We start from the raw sequence: 16,287 nt of genomic DNA, 5'->3' as shown, positions 1-16,287 counted from the left end.
TCCATCTGCCAACAGCGTGCAAACAAATCTCAACCACAGGTGAACGGCTGATTATCCTCATCGGCTAGCCGGTTTAGTACGTTGGCGACCACCCGGTCGCAATGCGCACCACCGAATTCGAAGACGTCGCGCTCGGCGAGATCGATCTCGTGCGCCAATGATTCGCGCAGCAGGCTCTTGGCGCGGAAGTGCCGGCTGCGCACCGTCGCTTCCGGGATTGCGAGACATTGCGCGGTCTCCTCGACGCTCATTTCCTCGACTGAACGCAGCACGAACACAACGCGAAAGGCTTCCGGCAATTCGTCCAGCTTGCGCTCGAGCAATGTCCGCAACTCGGCGCGCGCGGCCGCCTTTTCTGGGGAATCGGAATCTTGCGCGATCATGGCATCGATATCGACGTGAGTGTTGGCGTCCATCATCGGAATCACGTTCTGACGGCGAGCTTCCCGGCGCAGGCGTCCATAGCATTCATTGAGCACCAGACGGGACAGCCAGGTGAGAAGCGTGGCATCGCCACGAAACCGGGCGATCGATCTGTAGGCCGATAGGTACGCCGCCTGCAGCGCGTCCTCGGCTTCCGCCGCGTCACGCAGCGTGGCGCGCGCGAGACGATACAAGCGCCGGTTGTGCCGGCGCATCAGCAGTTCGAACGCCGAGCGATCTCCCGCGACGATGCGGTGGACTGTCTCACGTTCGTCGTCCGCGGCAAAGCTTGAATGTGCTTCAGCGATGTCCGTCATGACTGCCTCGCCAGGTTGCCTCCACGCATTGTGCGTCCGTCATTGCACGATCACTGTGCCACGCATCGTGACGTGGAGGGTGCACAGATACGGATAGCTGCCGGTCTCCCGAGCCACATACGTCCACGATGCATTCGGCGCGATTTCGCGTGAATCGAACGCTTTCGACATGGCGCTCGCCGTGTGGGAAAACAGATCCTTATTGACCCACATCACACGATCTCCGCGGTGCACGGTGAGCACCGGCGGATTGAAACGCATCTGCTCGATCACGATCAGATAGGTTTTCGCCACAGCGTTGGAAACGCCGGCCAGTGACGTCACAACGATCGCAAGGAGCGCGCAGGCGCGAACGAAAGCACTCGTACGTCTCTTGTTTCGGCGCTTTCCGGCCGCGCGAACCGTCGGATTACTCACCACTCTTGCCCAGCGCAGCCTGCAAATGCCTGGCGTGCTCGAGATGCGCGACAAAGGCTGGGCGCACCTTGACGAGCAGCGCCTTCAGTTCCGCGTTCTGCGCGTCCGGAATCAACGTCTTGTCCAGCGCGTCGAGAACGTTCTCGTGATAGGTGACCTCGTGATCGATATACGCCTCGTCGAATGGCGCGGCCTTGAGCGACTTCAGATTGGCGAGGTTTGCATCGCCGCCTTGCTTGAGACTCTGGCTCGTCGGATTGTCTTCCGGCGTCACGCCCAGTTTGTGCACAAGGTCGGCGGCGATTCCCAGTTGTGGCTTGCGACGCGCGTATCTTTGGAACGCTTGCGAATAGCGATGAAGCGCGCGACGTGGCTTCGCGGCGTCGGGACGATGTCGTGCGGGAGAGAGTGCTGTGGAACAGCCGGGAAAAGGAGGCAAGCGTGCCCCCGAAGGGGCACGGAAGAATCGCTGACAGCTCTGGCGGTTTACGGAACCGGCGGGAAGTGCCGCTTGCCGGTGTCCATTCGCAAGCGCCGGAACCGCTCTTTCTTGTGCTCTTCGTCGAAGTGCGCGAGAGACGGCTTGATCAGATCGCTGCGCGACACGATGCCGATCAGTTGCAGCGTTGCGGAATCCGCAACCACCGGCAACCGTTCGAGACCATGCACCGCAAGCCGCGTTGCGACGAGCCGGCAGGTTTCACCGGGTAATGCAAAAGCGGGCGAACGGTGGCGCAATACGTCGGCAAGTCGCGAGTCGAGCGCATTTTGCGCGTCGCCATCGCGAATGGATTCGAGCACCGCGCGATCGACGACGCCCACCAGCGCGCCCTGACGCACCACCGGATAGGCGCGATGTGTCTGCGTCGCGCCGAAGTACGTTGCCAGCGCTTCGGCCACGGACATGTCGGCATCGATTGTCTTGACCGTTCGCGACATCACCTCGTCGACATGGTGACGCTCGAGTGGATCGACACCGTATTCCCGGTAAATGTGATAACCACGCCGGGCAATTTTCTCTGTCATGATGGAACGCTTCATGACGACTGTTGCGAACCCGTGCGCGATCAGCGTCGCGGCGAGCAGCGGCAGCAGTGCGTTACTGTCGTGCGTCAGGCCGAATGCGAACACGATGGCGGTCAACGGCGCGCCCAAAGTCGCGCCGAGCGTGGCCGCCATGCAGACGAGCGGCCACAGGGCGGGTTCGCCGCCTGGCAGCACATGGCCGAGCAAGACGCCGAGTCCCGCGCCCAGCATGAGCAATGGAGCAAGGACGCCGCCCGAAGTACCCGAGCCCAGCGCCACGACCCAGATGACAGCCTTCACGATGAGAATCGCCAGCGCGATCTGGATTGCAATGTGCTGATGCAACAGGTCGCCGATCACGTCGTAGCCGACGCCGAGCGCACGCGGTTCGAGAAAGCCGCCGATGCCGACGACGAGTCCGCCGAGCGCGGGCCACCACATCCAGTGGATGGGCAGCTTGCCGAACAGGTCCTCGACTTTATAAAGCGCGACCGACAAACCCGAGGCGAGCGCACCGGAGAGCAGACCCGCGATGACGCAGGAGAGCAGCGACAGCGCGCCGGGCGGCGCGGTTTCGAGCGGAAACAGCGGCCCGGTGCCGAAGAATGCCGCGCGCGCAAATCCCGCGACGGCACACGCGAGGGCGACCGGCAGAAAACTGCGCGGGCGCCATTCGAACAGCAGCAGTTCGACCGCCAGCAGGACGGCCGCCACCGGCGTGCCGAATACCGCCGTCATGCCCGCCGCCGCGCCGGCTACCAGTAGCGTCTTGCGTTCCGCGGACGTGACCTTCACGCACTGCGCGATCAGCGAGCCCAGTGCGCCGCCTGTCATGATGATCGGGCCTTCCGCGCCGAACGGGCCGCCGCTGCCGATCACGATGCCGGACGACAGCGGCTTGAGAATCGCCACCTTCGGCGACATGCGGCTTTTGCCGAACAGGATGGCCTCGATCGCTTCGGGAATGCCATGCCCGCGAATCTTCTCCGAGCCGTAACGCGCCATTAGACCGACGATCAGACCGCCGATCACAGGGATGACCACCACCCAGACACCCAACGTGTTGACGGCGGGTGAGCGGTCCGAAAACGAAAATTGCTGGAAGAAAAACAGATTGGTGAAAAGATGAATCAGGCTCAACAGCACGAACGCCGCGAGCGTGCTGAGAGCGCCGATCCCCGCGGCGAGCGCGGAAATGCCAGGAAGCCGCGCATTGATGGAAAAATCGCGCTTATGGGTATCGAGACTCATGGTGACTCAAATATCGATCTGGGGGACGTTAAACGCGCCTTTGAGCGACTTCAGCTCGGCACGGTGCATCTCGGCGAGACGGGCGAGCACCTGCTCGCCCGCCTTCAACAGATGAACCTCGACCTGGCGGCGGTCCGTCTCACTGACCTTTCTGCGGACCAGATCGAGCGCCTCGCAGCGGGACACGAGCGCGACCACGCCGTGATGCTGCGCCTGCAGCCGTTCCGCAAGCTCGCCGACGGTCGCCCAGTCGCGCTCCGGATAACCCTTGATATGCAGGAGCAGCAGATACTGCAACGGCGTGATGCCTTCGCCCTGGGCGGCCTGTTCAGAAAAACGCTCGAAGCGCCGCATCTGGTAGCGAAACTCGGACAGTTGCTCGAAGTTCGCCTTGGTCAAGCCGCGCGTGAGTGTTTTCATCGGAGTGCCGTGGAGAAAGAAGTGAAACGCGAATTATATCATGACGTGATATGTATGTCCGTGTTCGACCTCGGTGGGTATGACGGTGGCTATGCCGTGGTTCGCTGCTTGGCGTAAGCCTGGCGATACAGTCCCGCGATGAGATCGGCCTGCGTGATCATTCCGGCAAGCCGCTGTCTCGAGTCCAGAACCGGGATATGGTGATGCCCGTAGTTCGCGAACACGGGCACCAGTTCGACGATGGGCGTCGTTGCGTCGACGGTACGGACGTCGACATTCATCAGGGCGCCGACCAGCGGCGCCGGCGTGACGCTGCGCCTGAACCAGCGCTGCATGGGAGACGACAGACCGGGCGCTTTGCCGAACGCGCGTTTGTCGACGAGGTCGGCGCGGGTCACGATGCCGATCACGTGCTGCTTTTCGTCGGTGACCGGAAGTGCCTTGATCTGGCGCTGCTTCAGCAGACTCCACGCGGCGGAAGCTCGCGTGGTGGCCGACACGGCGACGAGCGACCGCGACATGATGTCCGCGCAGGTCAGTTCATTAAACGTACGGGCGTAGGCCTGCAACTGAACATCGCGCAACAGGGATTCCAGATCGTCCGTGTCGATATCGAGCAATTCGCCGCGCCGGTTCAACACTGCTTCGAGGTCCGCGCGCGTAAAACCTTCATTCGACGCCGAAGCCGATGCGCCCGCGCCTTTGACCGAACTCGCCTGGGCGACGTGCGGGTATCGATGCCCGGTAGCAGCGTGATAGATGATGGCACCGCACAGCAGCGTCACCGACTGGATCGCAATCGGCTCGGCCACGAAGCGGTAGCCCAACGCGTGCACCGCCGGACCGCCGAGGACCGCGGTCAGCGCGACCGCGCCCGACGGCGGGTGAACGCAGCGCAGCGCAAACATCGCACAGATCGCCAGCGCGACGGCCAAGGCAGCCGCGCCCACTGGATCGGCGATCCAGTTTGCACAGGCCACGCCGACTGTCGCGGAGACGATATTGCCGCCGATAATCGACCACGGTTGCGCAAGCGGACTGGCGGGAACCGCGAACAGCAGCACGGCCGAAGCGCCCATTGGCGCGACGAGAAGCGGAATGTTCGCCGCCGGTCCGAGAAGGACGTGCATGGTCCCGCCGGTGAACGCAATCCCGAGCAAGGCGCCGAGACCCGATCTCAGGCGCTCCGGCCACCGGACGGCAATGGGGTGGGGGGCGAAGCTGGCGAGCCAGCGGATGAGAGCGTAGCGGGACAAGGATCGAATAGGAATTTGAGAGGGCGATATCACATGGGGCGAGGCCACACTCCGGATTCCGCCGCGGGCCTTCGATCCGATTATATATCACTCCATGATATATGCGGTCATGCAAAGCGGCCTTTCGCCCTTACGGCGCGCTTCCTAACGTCAAGTCAGCCTCGCTGCTACCCAGCGACTGAAACAGCGCGGCCGTGTCACTTAGCCGGGCTGCCTGCGCATGCGTCTGGTCGAGAGCGGTCTGCAGCGCTTGACGTTGCGTGTCGAGCAGGCTGAACTGGCTGACGCCACCCGCTGAATACTGCGCGCGCGCAATCTCGAGGTTCGCTCGAGCCTGTCGCGCGGCGTCGTCGCGTGCATGCAACTCGTGCGCATCGTTATGTAATGCCGTCAGCGCATCTGCGACCTGTTGCAGCGCCTGAAGTACCGTTTGCTGATAGCTCGCAAACGCAGCGTCATAGGCGGCCTGGGCGGCACGTTTCTTCGCATGCAGTTCGCCGCCGTGAAAAATGGGCTGCGTCAGATTCAGGCCGACATTCCAGATGTTCAGGCCATTCACAATGTCCTGAATACTCGTGCGTTCAGAGCCGATTCCCGCCGATAGCGAAAACTGCGGATACAGATTCGCCGTTGCAACGCCCACGTTTGCGCTGGCCTGGTGCAATAGCGCTTCAGAGGCGCGGATGTCAGGACGTTGCCGTGCAAGTGTCGATGGCAGCGTGACGGGTATCTCAACCGGAAGGTGAAGCGAGTCCAGCGTGAGTTGATCGAAATCTGCTTTAGACGGCGCGTCGCCCACCAGGATCGCAAGCTGGTGATCCGCCTGCGCGAGTTGCGTAGCGAGTGGCGGCAGCGACGCACGCGTCTGCGCGAGCAACGTGCGCTGGCTGTTCACGTCGAGCTGCGACACACCACCGGCGGCAAAGCGTGCCTCCACGATACCGAGTTGCTGCGCCTGTGCATCTGCAAGACGCTGCGTCAGCAAGACCTGTTGTTGCAGCGAAGCGCGCTGCACGGCCGTCGACACGACATTGCCCGCAATGGACAAGCGCGCTGCATCCAGTTGGAACGCCTCATAGTCGACCTGCGCCAACGTGGCTTCGAGCGCCCGGCGATTGCCGCCGAAAACGTCGAATGTGTAGGACACCATCACCGACGCATTGAATAGCGAAAACGGCCCGGGGTTCTCGACATTCGGAATGCCGAAAGCCGCGAGATCGACTTGTTGACGCGTTGCCGAAATCTTCGCGTCGACGCTCGGAAATCGTGTCGCACCCGACTGGGCGTTGTAGTTTTCGCGCGCCTCGATCAGCTTTGCGCGGGCTTGCGCCAGGGTAGGGCTTTGGCTGAGCGCCTTCTCGACAAGACGGTCAAGCTGCGCCGAGTGAAACTGGCGCCACCACATCGGTAGTGGCGTGTCCGCCGCCGTGAAGGTTTGCGAGGAACCCTCTGTGCCGCCGGCCGATACCGTACGAGATGACTCGGCCTTGTGCGTGTAGGTTTGCGTGTCCGGCGCCGCGGGCGCGTGAAAGTCCGGTCCCACTGCGCAGCCGCACAGCACGAGTGAGCACAGGAAAACGAGTTGCTTCATGATCGTGTCCCCCTAGTCGAGCGTGCGCCGGTAGAAGCGCAATGCAATGGCCATGACGATTGCCGTGAAGAGCGCCATCGGCCACACCGACGGCCACAGGTCGGCCCAGCCATTGCCCTTGAGCAAAATGCCGCGAATCAGTCGGTTGAAATAGGTCAGCGGCAAGAGGTTGCCGATAAACCGCGCCCATGCCGGCATGCCCGCGAAAGGGAACATGAAACCCGAAAGGAGGATGTTCGGCAGGAAGTAGAAGACGGTGAGTTGCATCGCCTGCAACTGGTTTTGTGCGAGCGAAGAAAGCGTGATGCCCACCGTCAGATTCGCCGCGATGAAAAGCAGCGCCGAGAGATAGATGGCCAGCGCGCTGCCGACAAACGGAACGTGGAAAACGTAGCGCGTCGCGGCAAGAATGATCGACGCCTGAATCAGCCCGATGACGACATAGGGCACGATCTTGCCGGTCATCACCTCGATTGGCAGAACAGGAGTGGCGAGCAGGTTTTCCATCGTGCCGCGCTCGCGCTCGCGAGTCACGGCGAGGCCGGTCATCATGACGAGCGTCATAGTCAGGATCACGCCCATCAGTCCGGGCACGACGTTGTATTGCGTCAGGCCTTCGGGGTTGTAGAGATTGTGAACCTGCACGTCGAATGCATTTTGCGTGCCGTTCAGGTGCGCGAGCGGCCCCGTGAGATCTTTGTTCGCGACCGGCTGGACGAGTTTCGGCAGCGCGCTGACGGCGGTATTCGTTGCGGTGGGATCGGTCGCGTCGGCTTCGACCAGTAGTGACGGATGCTCGCCACGCAGCAGTTTGCGCGAGAAATCCACCGGCACGTTGAGCACGAATTGCACCTTGCCCTGAGCGAGCGCGCGGCGCCCGGCCTCTTCGTCAGGCAAGATTTCGACGATGTCGAAATAAGCGGAGTTCGTCATCGCAGCAACGAAGCTGCGGGAAAACTCGCTCTGGTCGTGGATGATGACGGCTGTCGGCAGATGCTTCGGGTCGGTATTGATCGCGAAGCCGAACAGTGCCAGCTGGATGATCGGCAACCCGACGATCATGCCGAACGTGACGCGGTCACGCCTCAGCTGAAGAAACTCCTTGAGAACGATGCTCCACCAGCGCGTCAAGGAGAAGACGGTGCGATTCCTCATGACGGCGCTCCGAAATTGTCTTTCGAATGGCTCATCAGATAGATGAACACATCCTCGAGCCCCGTGCCGATCGGTTCGATGCGCAGCGAGGTTCCGGCCACCGCTTGCCGCACCGCAGCTTCGATCGCTTCATGATCGCGCCCGCTGACGTGCAGCGCGGAACCGAACACGACAGTCTGGTCGACGCCGGGCGTCGTGCGAAGCTGCTCGGATAGCTTGCTCAGGTGTTCGCCATGGATCGACCACGTCGAAAGGCCTTGTGATTCGATCACTTCGCTCGCGGTGCCGCGCGCGAGCATCTTCCCGTAAGCGATATAAGCGAGCTTGTGACAGCGCTCGGCTTCATCCATGTAGTGAGTACTGACGAGCACTGATATGCCGGTGGCGGCGAGGCGGTGCAGTTCTTCCCAGAAGTCGCGCCGTGCGGTGGGATCCACGCCGGCGGTGGGCTCGTCGAGCAGCAGCAGTTTCGGCTCGTGCAACATGCAGGCGGCCAGCGCGAGCCGCTGCTTCCAACCGCCCGACAGCGAGCCGGTCAACTGGTTCGCGCGCGTTTGCAGGCCGAGCGATTCCAGCGAGCGATCCACCGCCTCACGCCGGTTGCGCATCTGGTAGATGCGCGCGACGAAGTCGAGATTCTCGCGGATGGTCAGATCTTCCCAATAGGAAAAGCGCTGGGTCATGTACCCGACATTGCGCTTGATCTGCTCGCTCTCGCGCACGATGTCGTAGCCGAGGCAGGTGCCGCTGCCCGAATCCGGCGTAAGCAAGCCACACATGAGACGGATGGACGTCGTCTTGCCGCTGCCGTTTGGCCCGAGAAAGCCGAAGATTTCGCCGCGGCCGACCTGCAACGAAACGTTGTTGACAACGTGCTTGTTGCCGAAGCGCTTGTTCAGGTCATGCACGTCGATCACGTACTGTTGGGTGTCGTCGTTCATTGCAGCACCACCGAGACAGGTTGGCCCGGATGAAGCTTCGTCGCGTCCGCAATCGACGGGTGGGCTTCGACCATGAACACGAGTTTGGCGCGGCTTTCGTTGCTATAGATGACGGGCGGCGTGTATTCAGCCTGATTCGACACGTAAGTGATCTTCGCTGGCACGTCAGCCGCGCAGCCGTCGCAATGCAGCGTCACGCCGCGATTGAGTGCCAACTGCCCGACGATCGTCTCCGGAACGAAGAAACGCACCTTGACGTTCTGCGGCGGCAGCATCTGAACGATCGGACTGCCGGCGGACACCCATTCACCCTGGCGATAGAGCGTGTCATAGACAAGGCCTTCTGATGGCGCGCTGACGCGTTTCTGATCGAGCTTCCATTGCGCCTGCGCAACCACGGCATCGGCAGCGGCTACTTGCGCCTCCTGTTCGACGATCTGTTGTGAACGGGCCGGCAGGCGAGCCACGTCGACCTGATGGGTGAGCTCCCGAACCTGTGCGGCGGTGGAGTCGGCATTCGCGCGCGAATCGTCGAGTTGAGCTTTTGCGATGCCGCCCGCGCGGAATTGGGCTTCGTCTCGCGTCAGCTGCAGCGCGGCCTTGCGGGCGTTGGCTACGGCCTCGGCCAGTTGCGCACGGTTGACGTCGACTTCGGGCACGCGCTTGCCGGTCCGGATGTCGGCGAGTTGAGCGCGGGCCGCCGCGAGTTGTTGCTGCGCCTGGACGAGCGCGTGGGTTTCATCGTCGGCTTCAAGGGAAAATAGCGAGGCGTTCGCCTTGACCGTTTGTCCGCGAGAGACCGACAACGCCGTGAGCTTGCCGGCTTGCGAGGAGCCGAGGTAGACGAATTCACCTTCGACGTAGCCTTGGTAAGTCGCCGTTTCGTGCCGCGAGCAGGCCGATAGCAGCGCGACGAGCAGCACGGAAAGTGCGGCGCCGGCAAATCGTTGCGCTCGCGTGGGGTTAGACAAAACGCCCACCGAGAGATTTTTATTTAATAAGTCATCCATAATTAAAACCCTGTGGTGTCCCGATCGGGACACTGGGCGGATCGACTCAACACGACGGAACGCGCGCGATGAGTTCAATCTGCGGTCTCCGCGAGGGCGATCCGGCTGCCGTGCTGACTCAGCATTTCATGTCGGCGCGTCCGTTCGCGGACCGGACGCAGATCAAGTAGAATGGATACTATGCGAATTTGAATTCAAATTCAAACTATTTCTGGAATGTAAGTCTTCGACCATGCCGACCACCCCGAAAAAGACAGCCGCGACCCAGCCTAGACGGGCCTCGCGCCCTGACGGCGCGGCGACTCGTCAGCACCTGCTCGAGACTGCAGGCCGGGTGTTCGCCGAACGTGGTTTCGCGGATGCCACCAGCAAGGAAATTTGCGAACGCGCGGGCACACCGATGGCGTCGGTGAACTATCACTTTGGAAGCAGGGAAGCGCTTTACGAAGCAGCGCTGGTCGAGGCGCACCGGCAAGTCGTGGGTCTTGACGAGCTGGCCGCGCTTGCTGCGGGCCTCGACGATCCCAAGGATCAGTTGCGCGCGGTCCTTTCGCGTTTCGTCGGTCTTTCAACGAACGCGGGCACGCCTTGGGGCTTTATGCTGATGCTGCGCGAAGTGCTGTCACCGTCGAAAGCTATCCCGGCGCTCATCGAGAAAGCGGTGCGTCCGAAGGCCGCATTCCTGCTCAAGGTGATCGGCGGCGTGCTGGGGCTGGACCCGACCACGCCCGTGGTTCAGCGGGCTTTGATGTTTTCAGTGTTGCCCTGCATCGCCATGATGATCGCGCCAAAGCAGATGCAGTCCGCTCTATTGCCCGCTATCGCCCGGGACAAGGATGCGCTTGCAGAGGATTTTGTGCGATTCGTGCTGGCGGGTCTCGATGCGATCGCACTCGCTCATCGTTCGGAAGCCAAGTGAACCACGACTATATTTCGACCCGGCTTAACCAAAGACAATGCGCGCCGCACATCCGCAAGGGTGGCCAGTAGACAGGAATGAGAGACACCCGCTTATGCGAGGTTAGCGAGGACCTCGATGGTTTTCAATGGCTCGGTGAGCATACAGTGATGGCTGGTATCAATGACGGCTGTCTGAACGCGCGGATCGGTTTTGAATTTTTCATAGAACTGTGTGAATGGACTCGCATTGCACCCCGAGCAGTACACGTATCCTACGGAAATGTCCTGGCGTAGAGGCCGGGCCTGGTTGATTGGCGAGGCGCAATCGAGCCTCAAATCATTGAACACTTGGACAAGTGCCAATATTCCTTTGTAAGCAGCGTTCAAGCATAAATAGTTACTTTGGCTCTGGTGACGGCCGTGATTACGCTGTAGAAGATGGTGTATCTGGAACAACCGGCGCTATGCGCCGCGGCCGATGAGGCCAAACAATAAGCCTACAGCTTCATACGTGGTGGTGACACTACATAATCATGTAATGCACGACATGGCTCCTCATGCTTCCGGACGACGATTCCGATGACTATAATTTCTCATCGGCACGCCCTTTGAGCAGCACATTTTCGGGCCTGCTGCAGATCGACTGTACCGAAGTTAGGAGAGGTTTTTACCTGATCGCAGAGGGGTTCTATGGAATCCGAAAACGAACTGGTCTATCTGGCTGACGACGACAGTCGGGTGCGAGAAGCACGCTCTGCACTATTGCGCACAAACGGAACGAACGTCCAGGCATTCAACTACGGTCTTGCCATAAAGGACGGGGCAGTTGATTTCCCCACAAAGCCTTTCGATTTGGTATCACCGAATACACCGTGCAAATGCATCGCGGCCACATCATGAAAAAAAATGCAGGCGGATCATTTGCGACTCTTGTCAGGCAGGCAAGCAAACTCCAACTCAAAGCCTCGTCGATAACCACGTTCGATGCCTGACGCCAACGCCAAACCTTTGTGAGACTCCATGGCCCGGAGGAAAGAAATGCTCGCGCCTCCGGTTCGAACCGTTGCCGTGATTGATGACGATCGGCGGGTTCTGACCTCTCTTGCAAACCTGTTGGCCTCAGGCGGGTATGGAACACGGCTCTACGAATCGGCACAGGATTTCTTTTCAGACGGCTATCTGGAGCTGTTATGCGTTATAACGGATTTGGGAATGCGGCCCATCGACGGCTTGCAAGTACTCCAGCGTGTGGTTCTTTCTGGCGCAGCAATGCCCGTCATCATTATTACCGGCAAACCGGGCGAGCATGCTGAAAACTACTATCAGCAGAGAGGCGCACTAGGCTTCTTCAGAAAGCCTGTCGATGGGGACGCGTTGCTGGACCTGCTCGACAGCATCGCCTGAAGGCGTCGGTGGTCGGTCCACCTCTGCCTTAGGACAAGCTCTGCCAGATTTGCTGGCTTGGCAAGTTGTTTTGAGCGGGACGTGTCGCGCCAGGCGAGTTGCGCGCTCGAAGAGAAAAAACTACTGCGCACCCCGCCTTGAGTCAGTACATTCGACGAAAATCGAGGCGGCATGCGGTAGCTGAACCGGTCTCAACAGACGATAGCCGCGGCCAGGTACGGATACCAGCAACTTACGATCCTCGCCCATCATTTTACGAATCCCGCAGATGTGCACGTGAAGATTGTTGTCCACGACTATGGTGGTCGGCCACACCTGATCTATCAGCTTCTCCTTTGTCACCAGTGCGCCGTTTGCTTCGATAAGGACGAGCAAAACATCCATCGCTCTGCAGCCAAGCTCGACAGGCGAGCCGTCGACGAATATCTCTCGCCGGTCCGGGAAGACAGTCAGATTTCCAATGCGAATCATTGCTTAAATATCCATTCGTTTGAGGCCGCTGTATTGGGACAGTAACCGGCGCAGACCGGCGACTGCGATAGCAGCGTTGAAGTCATCGAGCCGTGGTCGCTCCAGTGTTCTACCTGGTTTCGATGGTAATTGGCCGTATGTCTGACGGCTATTACATGAATCTGGAGTCAAGTCTGTTTTTGTCGACGAGGCTCTGTGGTTGAAGCGACGGAGGGCATTGGAGCAGGCGGCGGACGCATGGCGAAAGTCGCCCGGTTGCACTATCTCGCGCCCACCTCCGGTGGGGAAATCTGGACAGGCAAGACGGGGAGGACGACGCCGAAGGTCGCTCCGTAGCCCTCGTTATTGAAGGCGGTAAGCCGACCCTCATGAGCCTCGATAATGGAACGGGACACCGCAAGTCCGATGCCCATCCCCTTGCACTTGGTCGTGACGAATGCGTCGAATATGCTGTCGTCGTCGACGATGCCCGAGCCGTTATCGATGACTTCGAGCAGTATGGACCGGTCGTCAACCGGGCTTGCGGCAATTAGAATCCTGGGTGTGCGTCCCGAGTTCTCCGTGGCCTCTATGCCGTTCGTGATGAGGTTAAGAAGAACCTGCTGAATCTGTATCTGATCGACGAACACTGGAGGCAGGCCATCGGGCAAGTCGAACTCGATGTCGGCGCTACGTCTGGTTTCGTCTTCCCGTAGCAGACGGACGGCTTCGAGGACCATGTCTTTCACATTCCGTTCCCGTTTCTGGAATGTTTGCCGCTTGAACAGTGCGCGGATGCTTTGCATCGTCTCGTCCGCGGAACGGGCATCTCGAACGACGCTCTCCACGGAAACCCTGGCTTCGCCCAAATTGGGCGGAGACGCCGCGAGCCACCGTTTGCAAGCCTGCGCATTGGCGATAACGGACGTGAGAGGCTGATTGAGTTCATGTGCGATCGACGCCGAGAGTTCTGCGACCGTGGCAATCTGGGTTGCACGCGCGAGTTCAGCCTGAGTCTGTCTGAGCCGGTCCTCCGCGCGCTTGCGCTCGTCGATATCAAGACTGAGCCCATACCATTGAACAATGTTGCCGTCGGCGTCTCTCATTGCTTCGGCAGTGTTCTGGTACCAGCGATAGACGCCGTCTTTTCGGCGAAGCCGCGCAACATGGCAGTACGGTTCGCCAGTCTCGATTGAGTGTGTCCACGCCTGAAGCAGGCTGTCCAGATCGTCGGGATGGAAGGTCTTCTGATAGCCGAGGTTCTCGAGTTGTGAAATATCCAGGCCAACAAATTCGGAGGTCTTCCGATTGACGTAAGTGAGCCTGCCTTGTGGGTCATTGCACCAGAGCATGGCCGGGATGGTCTCGATAAGCTCGTGTAGTTGGTGCTCCCGCTGTTCGAGTACTGCTTCCGTTTGCTTGAGATCGTTGATGTCCGTACATACGCCGTACCAGTGCAGGATCTGTCCGCTCTCGTCGCGAAACGGTTCGCCGCGAGCGAGATACCAGCGCAGTTTCCCATCGGCGCCCGTCACCTGGTACGTGTCCTGATAGGACGCACCTTCCTGGACAGCTTGCCTCCAGCGCGAACGGACGCGAAGGCGGTCAGCTTCGGGGATGAGGTTAAGTAACATTTCTCTGTCGAATTCTTCCTCGCCCTTGCCCATGAACTTCAGCATTTGTCGATTCCACCGGTCGACATCTCCTTGCGGTGTGGCGCGCCAGATCATCACGGGCAATGCGTCCACGAGCCTTCGCAAATTAAGCTCTTCCGAGCGAAGAGCCTCCTCGGCTAACTGCCGGTCGTGGATATCCGTCGAAAGCCCATACCAATTCAAAATGTCACCGTTCGCACCCCGCATAGGTGCGCCTTTGCATTGAAACCATCGATACGTGTCGTCGGCCGCGCGGAGCCGATAGACCCAGTCAAAAGGCCTCCCGCTATCGATGGAATTCTGCCAGGCTTCAACGGTCGACGCGGAGTCATCCGGATGCACCAGGTGAAGCCAGCCGTTCGCCACCAAATCATCGAGCTGTAGCCCGGTGTAGTCTTCAGTGCGCTTGTTGGCGTATTGCAGGCGGCCATGGCAGTCCGTACGCCAGAGCAGGCCAGGAACGGTTTCCGCCAGCCAGTTCAGTTGAACCTCATTTTCGCGGATGACCTCTTTAGACCTGTAAAGATCGTCAATGTCGACAGTCACGGCATACCACTTGTAGACGCTTCCGTCCTCGTTGAAGTAAGGAACGGAGCGCGCGTGGTGCCATCGATAGTTACCGTCGCGGTCTGCCCATCGATAGGTCGTATCGTGCGCGCTCTTTTCCTGAAGAGAGCGACGATGGCCCGCCTCTATCCGGTCGCGGTCATCGCGGTGAATGAAACTCAGAAAGCCGAGATTCTGTATGCCCTCAAGCGTCGTACCCGTTTCCTCGAGAATCTGCTGACTCACGTAGTCGAACTCGTGTTCTGTCCGGGTAGCGAAGCGGCCGGGTAATCGATCGAGGAGTTCTCGGGCTTCTTTCTCACTGGCCGCCAACGCCTGTTGAGCCTTAATGGTTTCCTCCATTTCTATTCCGACGAGGTACCAGTTGATGACGTCCCCGCTCGACGAGCGTGATGGCTCGGCGAGAAGACGCTGCCAGCGGTATATGCCGTCGCGCCGCAGCATCCTCACGGCAATGTCGACCGGTTCACGCGCGGCAATGCACGCATTCCATCGCTGTCGTGCGGCGGCCAGGTCATCGGGATGAATGTAAGCCATCCATCGGTCGCCGACTATTTCCTCCATCGGTCGTCCCAACGCGGCGACGCCGACTTTATTCACGTAGACAAGCTCGCCGGTGGGTCCACCGACACATACGCATGCCGGCACACTATCGACAATGCGCCGATAGGTTTCCTCTTCGATTCGAAGCAGGGATTCGGCGGTCTTGCGGTCGTGTATGTCCCAGCTCACACCGATCCATCGCAGTAGCCGTCCACTTTCGTTTCTTATCGTTTTGACATGGCAGAGAAACCACCGGTACTCGCCGTCAGTACGTCGGAGTCGAAGCTCGAGCTCTCCCATGTCGTTTCCGGCCAGAAGCGTCCCCCAGTATCGGTCGTTTGTCTCCAGGTCGTCAGGGTGGATTGCGGCTCGGAAAGAGTCACAGTGGTGTGCTTCCTTTATGCCGGTGTATTCGCACAGGCTGGGGCTCAGGTATTCGATGTGACCAGTGGGCAGCGCGGTCCACACATGGCCGGGAAAGAGACTACTAATACTTTGAAGTGTCTGGTTCAGTTGGCGGAGTTGCTCATCGAACTGTCCATCCTTCGATCCGGCCGTTGAGTCAGGCTGCCGGGGGCGCCGGGAGGCCAGCTCGGCACAAAGCCATGCCGCTGCGATTGCGACGGCGGAATGGGCGATAGAGCCGGAGGCAAGCGGAGGGTGACCGGCGGTGAACGCCATTCCGGCTATCCCAAGCGAGGCGAACCCAGCGGCCAGACGCCCGAAGCTCCTGCCGAAAAAGTGCGCGATCAGGACAACAAAGAGGAGGCTGATGATGCCCGAAACCGGTTCTAGCAATCCTGCCATGCTCGACGCACCGGATACGGCGACGCTGAGGGCAACATCCCGAGACGAACGTGGTATCAACACGGTAAGCATGTCAACCTCCGAGTTCGTCGGCACATTGGACAGTGGTACTTTGCATGTCTCCCCCAATGGCAGGATCTTCCAGCGCAATGGT

13 protein-coding genes and 1 pseudogene are annotated in these 16,287 nt (G+C 60.1%); 2 read left to right on the top strand and 12 right to left on the bottom strand.

Annotated elements, in window-relative coordinates:
* Positions 1-29: 29 nt before the first annotated feature.
* The 10 genes and pseudogenes from B0G74_RS16385 to B0G74_RS16340 all read right to left on the bottom strand — a co-directional run bounded on the left by B0G74_RS16385 (position 30) and on the right by B0G74_RS16340 (position 9,768).
* Complete coding sequence (locus B0G74_RS16385) at positions 30-740, bottom strand: RNA polymerase sigma factor (protein ID WP_132375909.1); 711 nt, start codon at positions 738-740, stop codon at positions 30-32.
* Positions 741-779: 39 nt separating this feature from the next.
* Entirely contained in the window at positions 780-1,157 is a 378-nt protein-coding gene (locus B0G74_RS16380; RefSeq protein ID WP_342960125.1) for a cupredoxin family copper-binding protein, read from the bottom strand.
* A pseudogene (locus B0G74_RS16375) lies at positions 1,150-1,458 on the bottom strand (DUF4142 domain-containing protein); the annotation flags it as partial. The pseudogene B0G74_RS16375 and the gene B0G74_RS16380, both read right to left, overlap by 8 nt.
* Positions 1,459-1,643: 185 nt before the next feature.
* Positions 1,644-3,434, bottom strand: coding sequence for a chloride channel protein (locus B0G74_RS16370; RefSeq protein WP_132375908.1), 1,791 nt, complete (start codon positions 3,432-3,434; stop codon positions 1,644-1,646).
* 6 nt (positions 3,435-3,440) lie between these two features.
* A complete protein-coding gene (locus B0G74_RS16365) occupies positions 3,441-3,854 on the bottom strand; it encodes a helix-turn-helix domain-containing protein (protein ID WP_012431895.1) in 414 nt (137 codons plus the stop codon).
* An 89-nt stretch (positions 3,855-3,943) separates the two neighbouring features.
* Positions 3,944-5,110 (bottom strand): HPP family protein, encoded by a 1,167-nt coding sequence (locus tag B0G74_RS16360; RefSeq protein WP_132375907.1) that lies wholly within the window; start codon positions 5,108-5,110, stop codon positions 3,944-3,946.
* Positions 5,111-5,240: 130 nt separating this feature from the next.
* The gene (locus B0G74_RS16355) at positions 5,241-6,701 is read right to left on the bottom strand and encodes an efflux transporter outer membrane subunit (protein ID WP_132375906.1); all 1,461 of its coding nucleotides are present in this window, start codon (positions 6,699-6,701) and stop codon (positions 5,241-5,243) included.
* Between the two features lie 12 nt (positions 6,702-6,713).
* A complete protein-coding gene (locus tag B0G74_RS16350) occupies positions 6,714-7,856 on the bottom strand; it encodes an ABC transporter permease (RefSeq protein ID WP_132375905.1) in 1,143 nt (380 codons plus the stop codon).
* Entirely contained in the window at positions 7,853-8,797 is a 945-nt protein-coding gene (locus B0G74_RS16345; protein WP_132375904.1) for an ABC transporter ATP-binding protein, read from the bottom strand. The genes B0G74_RS16350 and B0G74_RS16345 overlap by 4 nt, the downstream gene beginning before the upstream one ends.
* Entirely contained in the window at positions 8,794-9,768 is a 975-nt protein-coding gene (locus B0G74_RS16340; protein ID WP_279388584.1) for an HlyD family efflux transporter periplasmic adaptor subunit, read from the bottom strand. Before B0G74_RS16340 ends, B0G74_RS16345 begins: the two co-directional genes overlap by 4 nt.
* A gap of 271 nt (positions 9,769-10,039) precedes the next feature.
* On the opposite strand from B0G74_RS16340, the gene B0G74_RS16335 reads away from it, so the two are divergent.
* Both B0G74_RS16335 and B0G74_RS16325 read left to right on the top strand, forming a co-directional pair.
* Positions 10,040-10,726: a CerR family C-terminal domain-containing protein gene (locus tag B0G74_RS16335; protein WP_132375902.1), complete on the top strand. Its 687-nt coding sequence runs from the start codon at positions 10,040-10,042 to the stop codon at positions 10,724-10,726.
* Positions 10,727-11,745: 1,019 nt separating this feature from the next.
* On the top strand, positions 11,746-12,111 hold the full coding sequence (locus tag B0G74_RS16325; RefSeq protein ID WP_132375901.1) for a response regulator: 366 nt from the start codon (positions 11,746-11,748) through the stop codon (positions 12,109-12,111).
* A 120-nt stretch (positions 12,112-12,231) separates the two neighbouring features.
* On the opposite strand, the gene B0G74_RS16320 is transcribed toward B0G74_RS16325, so the two are convergent.
* Both B0G74_RS16320 and B0G74_RS16315 read right to left on the bottom strand, forming a co-directional pair.
* Positions 12,232-12,582 (bottom strand): winged helix-turn-helix domain-containing protein, encoded by a 351-nt coding sequence (locus B0G74_RS16320; protein ID WP_132375900.1) that lies wholly within the window; start codon positions 12,580-12,582, stop codon positions 12,232-12,234.
* A 260-nt stretch (positions 12,583-12,842) separates the two neighbouring features.
* Positions 12,843-16,205 (bottom strand): PAS domain-containing protein, encoded by a 3,363-nt coding sequence (locus B0G74_RS16315; protein WP_132375899.1) that lies wholly within the window; start codon positions 16,203-16,205, stop codon positions 12,843-12,845.
* Positions 16,206-16,287: the final 82 nt, after the last annotated feature.

The sequence above is a fragment of the Paraburkholderia sp. BL9I2N2 genome, assembly GCF_004339745.1.
Lineage (GTDB): Bacteria > Pseudomonadota > Gammaproteobacteria > Burkholderiales > Burkholderiaceae > Paraburkholderia.
The sequence above is the reverse complement of the archived record's forward strand: the minus strand, read 5'-3'. Positions and strand labels throughout refer to the sequence as shown.

Coding starts and splice junctions, on each gene's coding strand:
- B0G74_RS16385 (WP_132375909.1), bottom strand. CDS start 740: ATGACGGACATCGCTGAAGCACATTCAAGCTTTGCCGCGGACGACGAA.
- B0G74_RS16370 (WP_132375908.1), bottom strand. CDS start 3,434: ATGAGTCTCGATACCCATAAGCGCGATTTTTCCATCAATGCGCGGCTT.
- B0G74_RS16365 (WP_012431895.1), bottom strand. CDS start 3,854: ATGAAAACACTCACGCGCGGCTTGACCAAGGCGAACTTCGAGCAACTG.
- B0G74_RS16355 (WP_132375906.1), bottom strand. CDS start 6,701: ATGAAGCAACTCGTTTTCCTGTGCTCACTCGTGCTGTGCGGCTGCGCA.
- B0G74_RS16350 (WP_132375905.1), bottom strand. CDS start 7,856: ATGAGGAATCGCACCGTCTTCTCCTTGACGCGCTGGTGGAGCATCGTT.
- B0G74_RS16345 (WP_132375904.1), bottom strand. CDS start 8,797: ATGAACGACGACACCCAACAGTACGTGATCGACGTGCATGACCTGAAC.
- B0G74_RS16335 (WP_132375902.1), top strand. CDS start 10,040: ATGCCGACCACCCCGAAAAAGACAGCCGCGACCCAGCCTAGACGGGCC.
- B0G74_RS16325 (WP_132375901.1), top strand. CDS start 11,746: ATGCTCGCGCCTCCGGTTCGAACCGTTGCCGTGATTGATGACGATCGG.
- B0G74_RS16320 (WP_132375900.1), bottom strand. CDS start 12,582: ATGATTCGCATTGGAAATCTGACTGTCTTCCCGGACCGGCGAGAGATA.
- B0G74_RS16315 (WP_132375899.1), bottom strand. CDS start 16,205: ATGCTTACCGTGTTGATACCACGTTCGTCTCGGGATGTTGCCCTCAGC.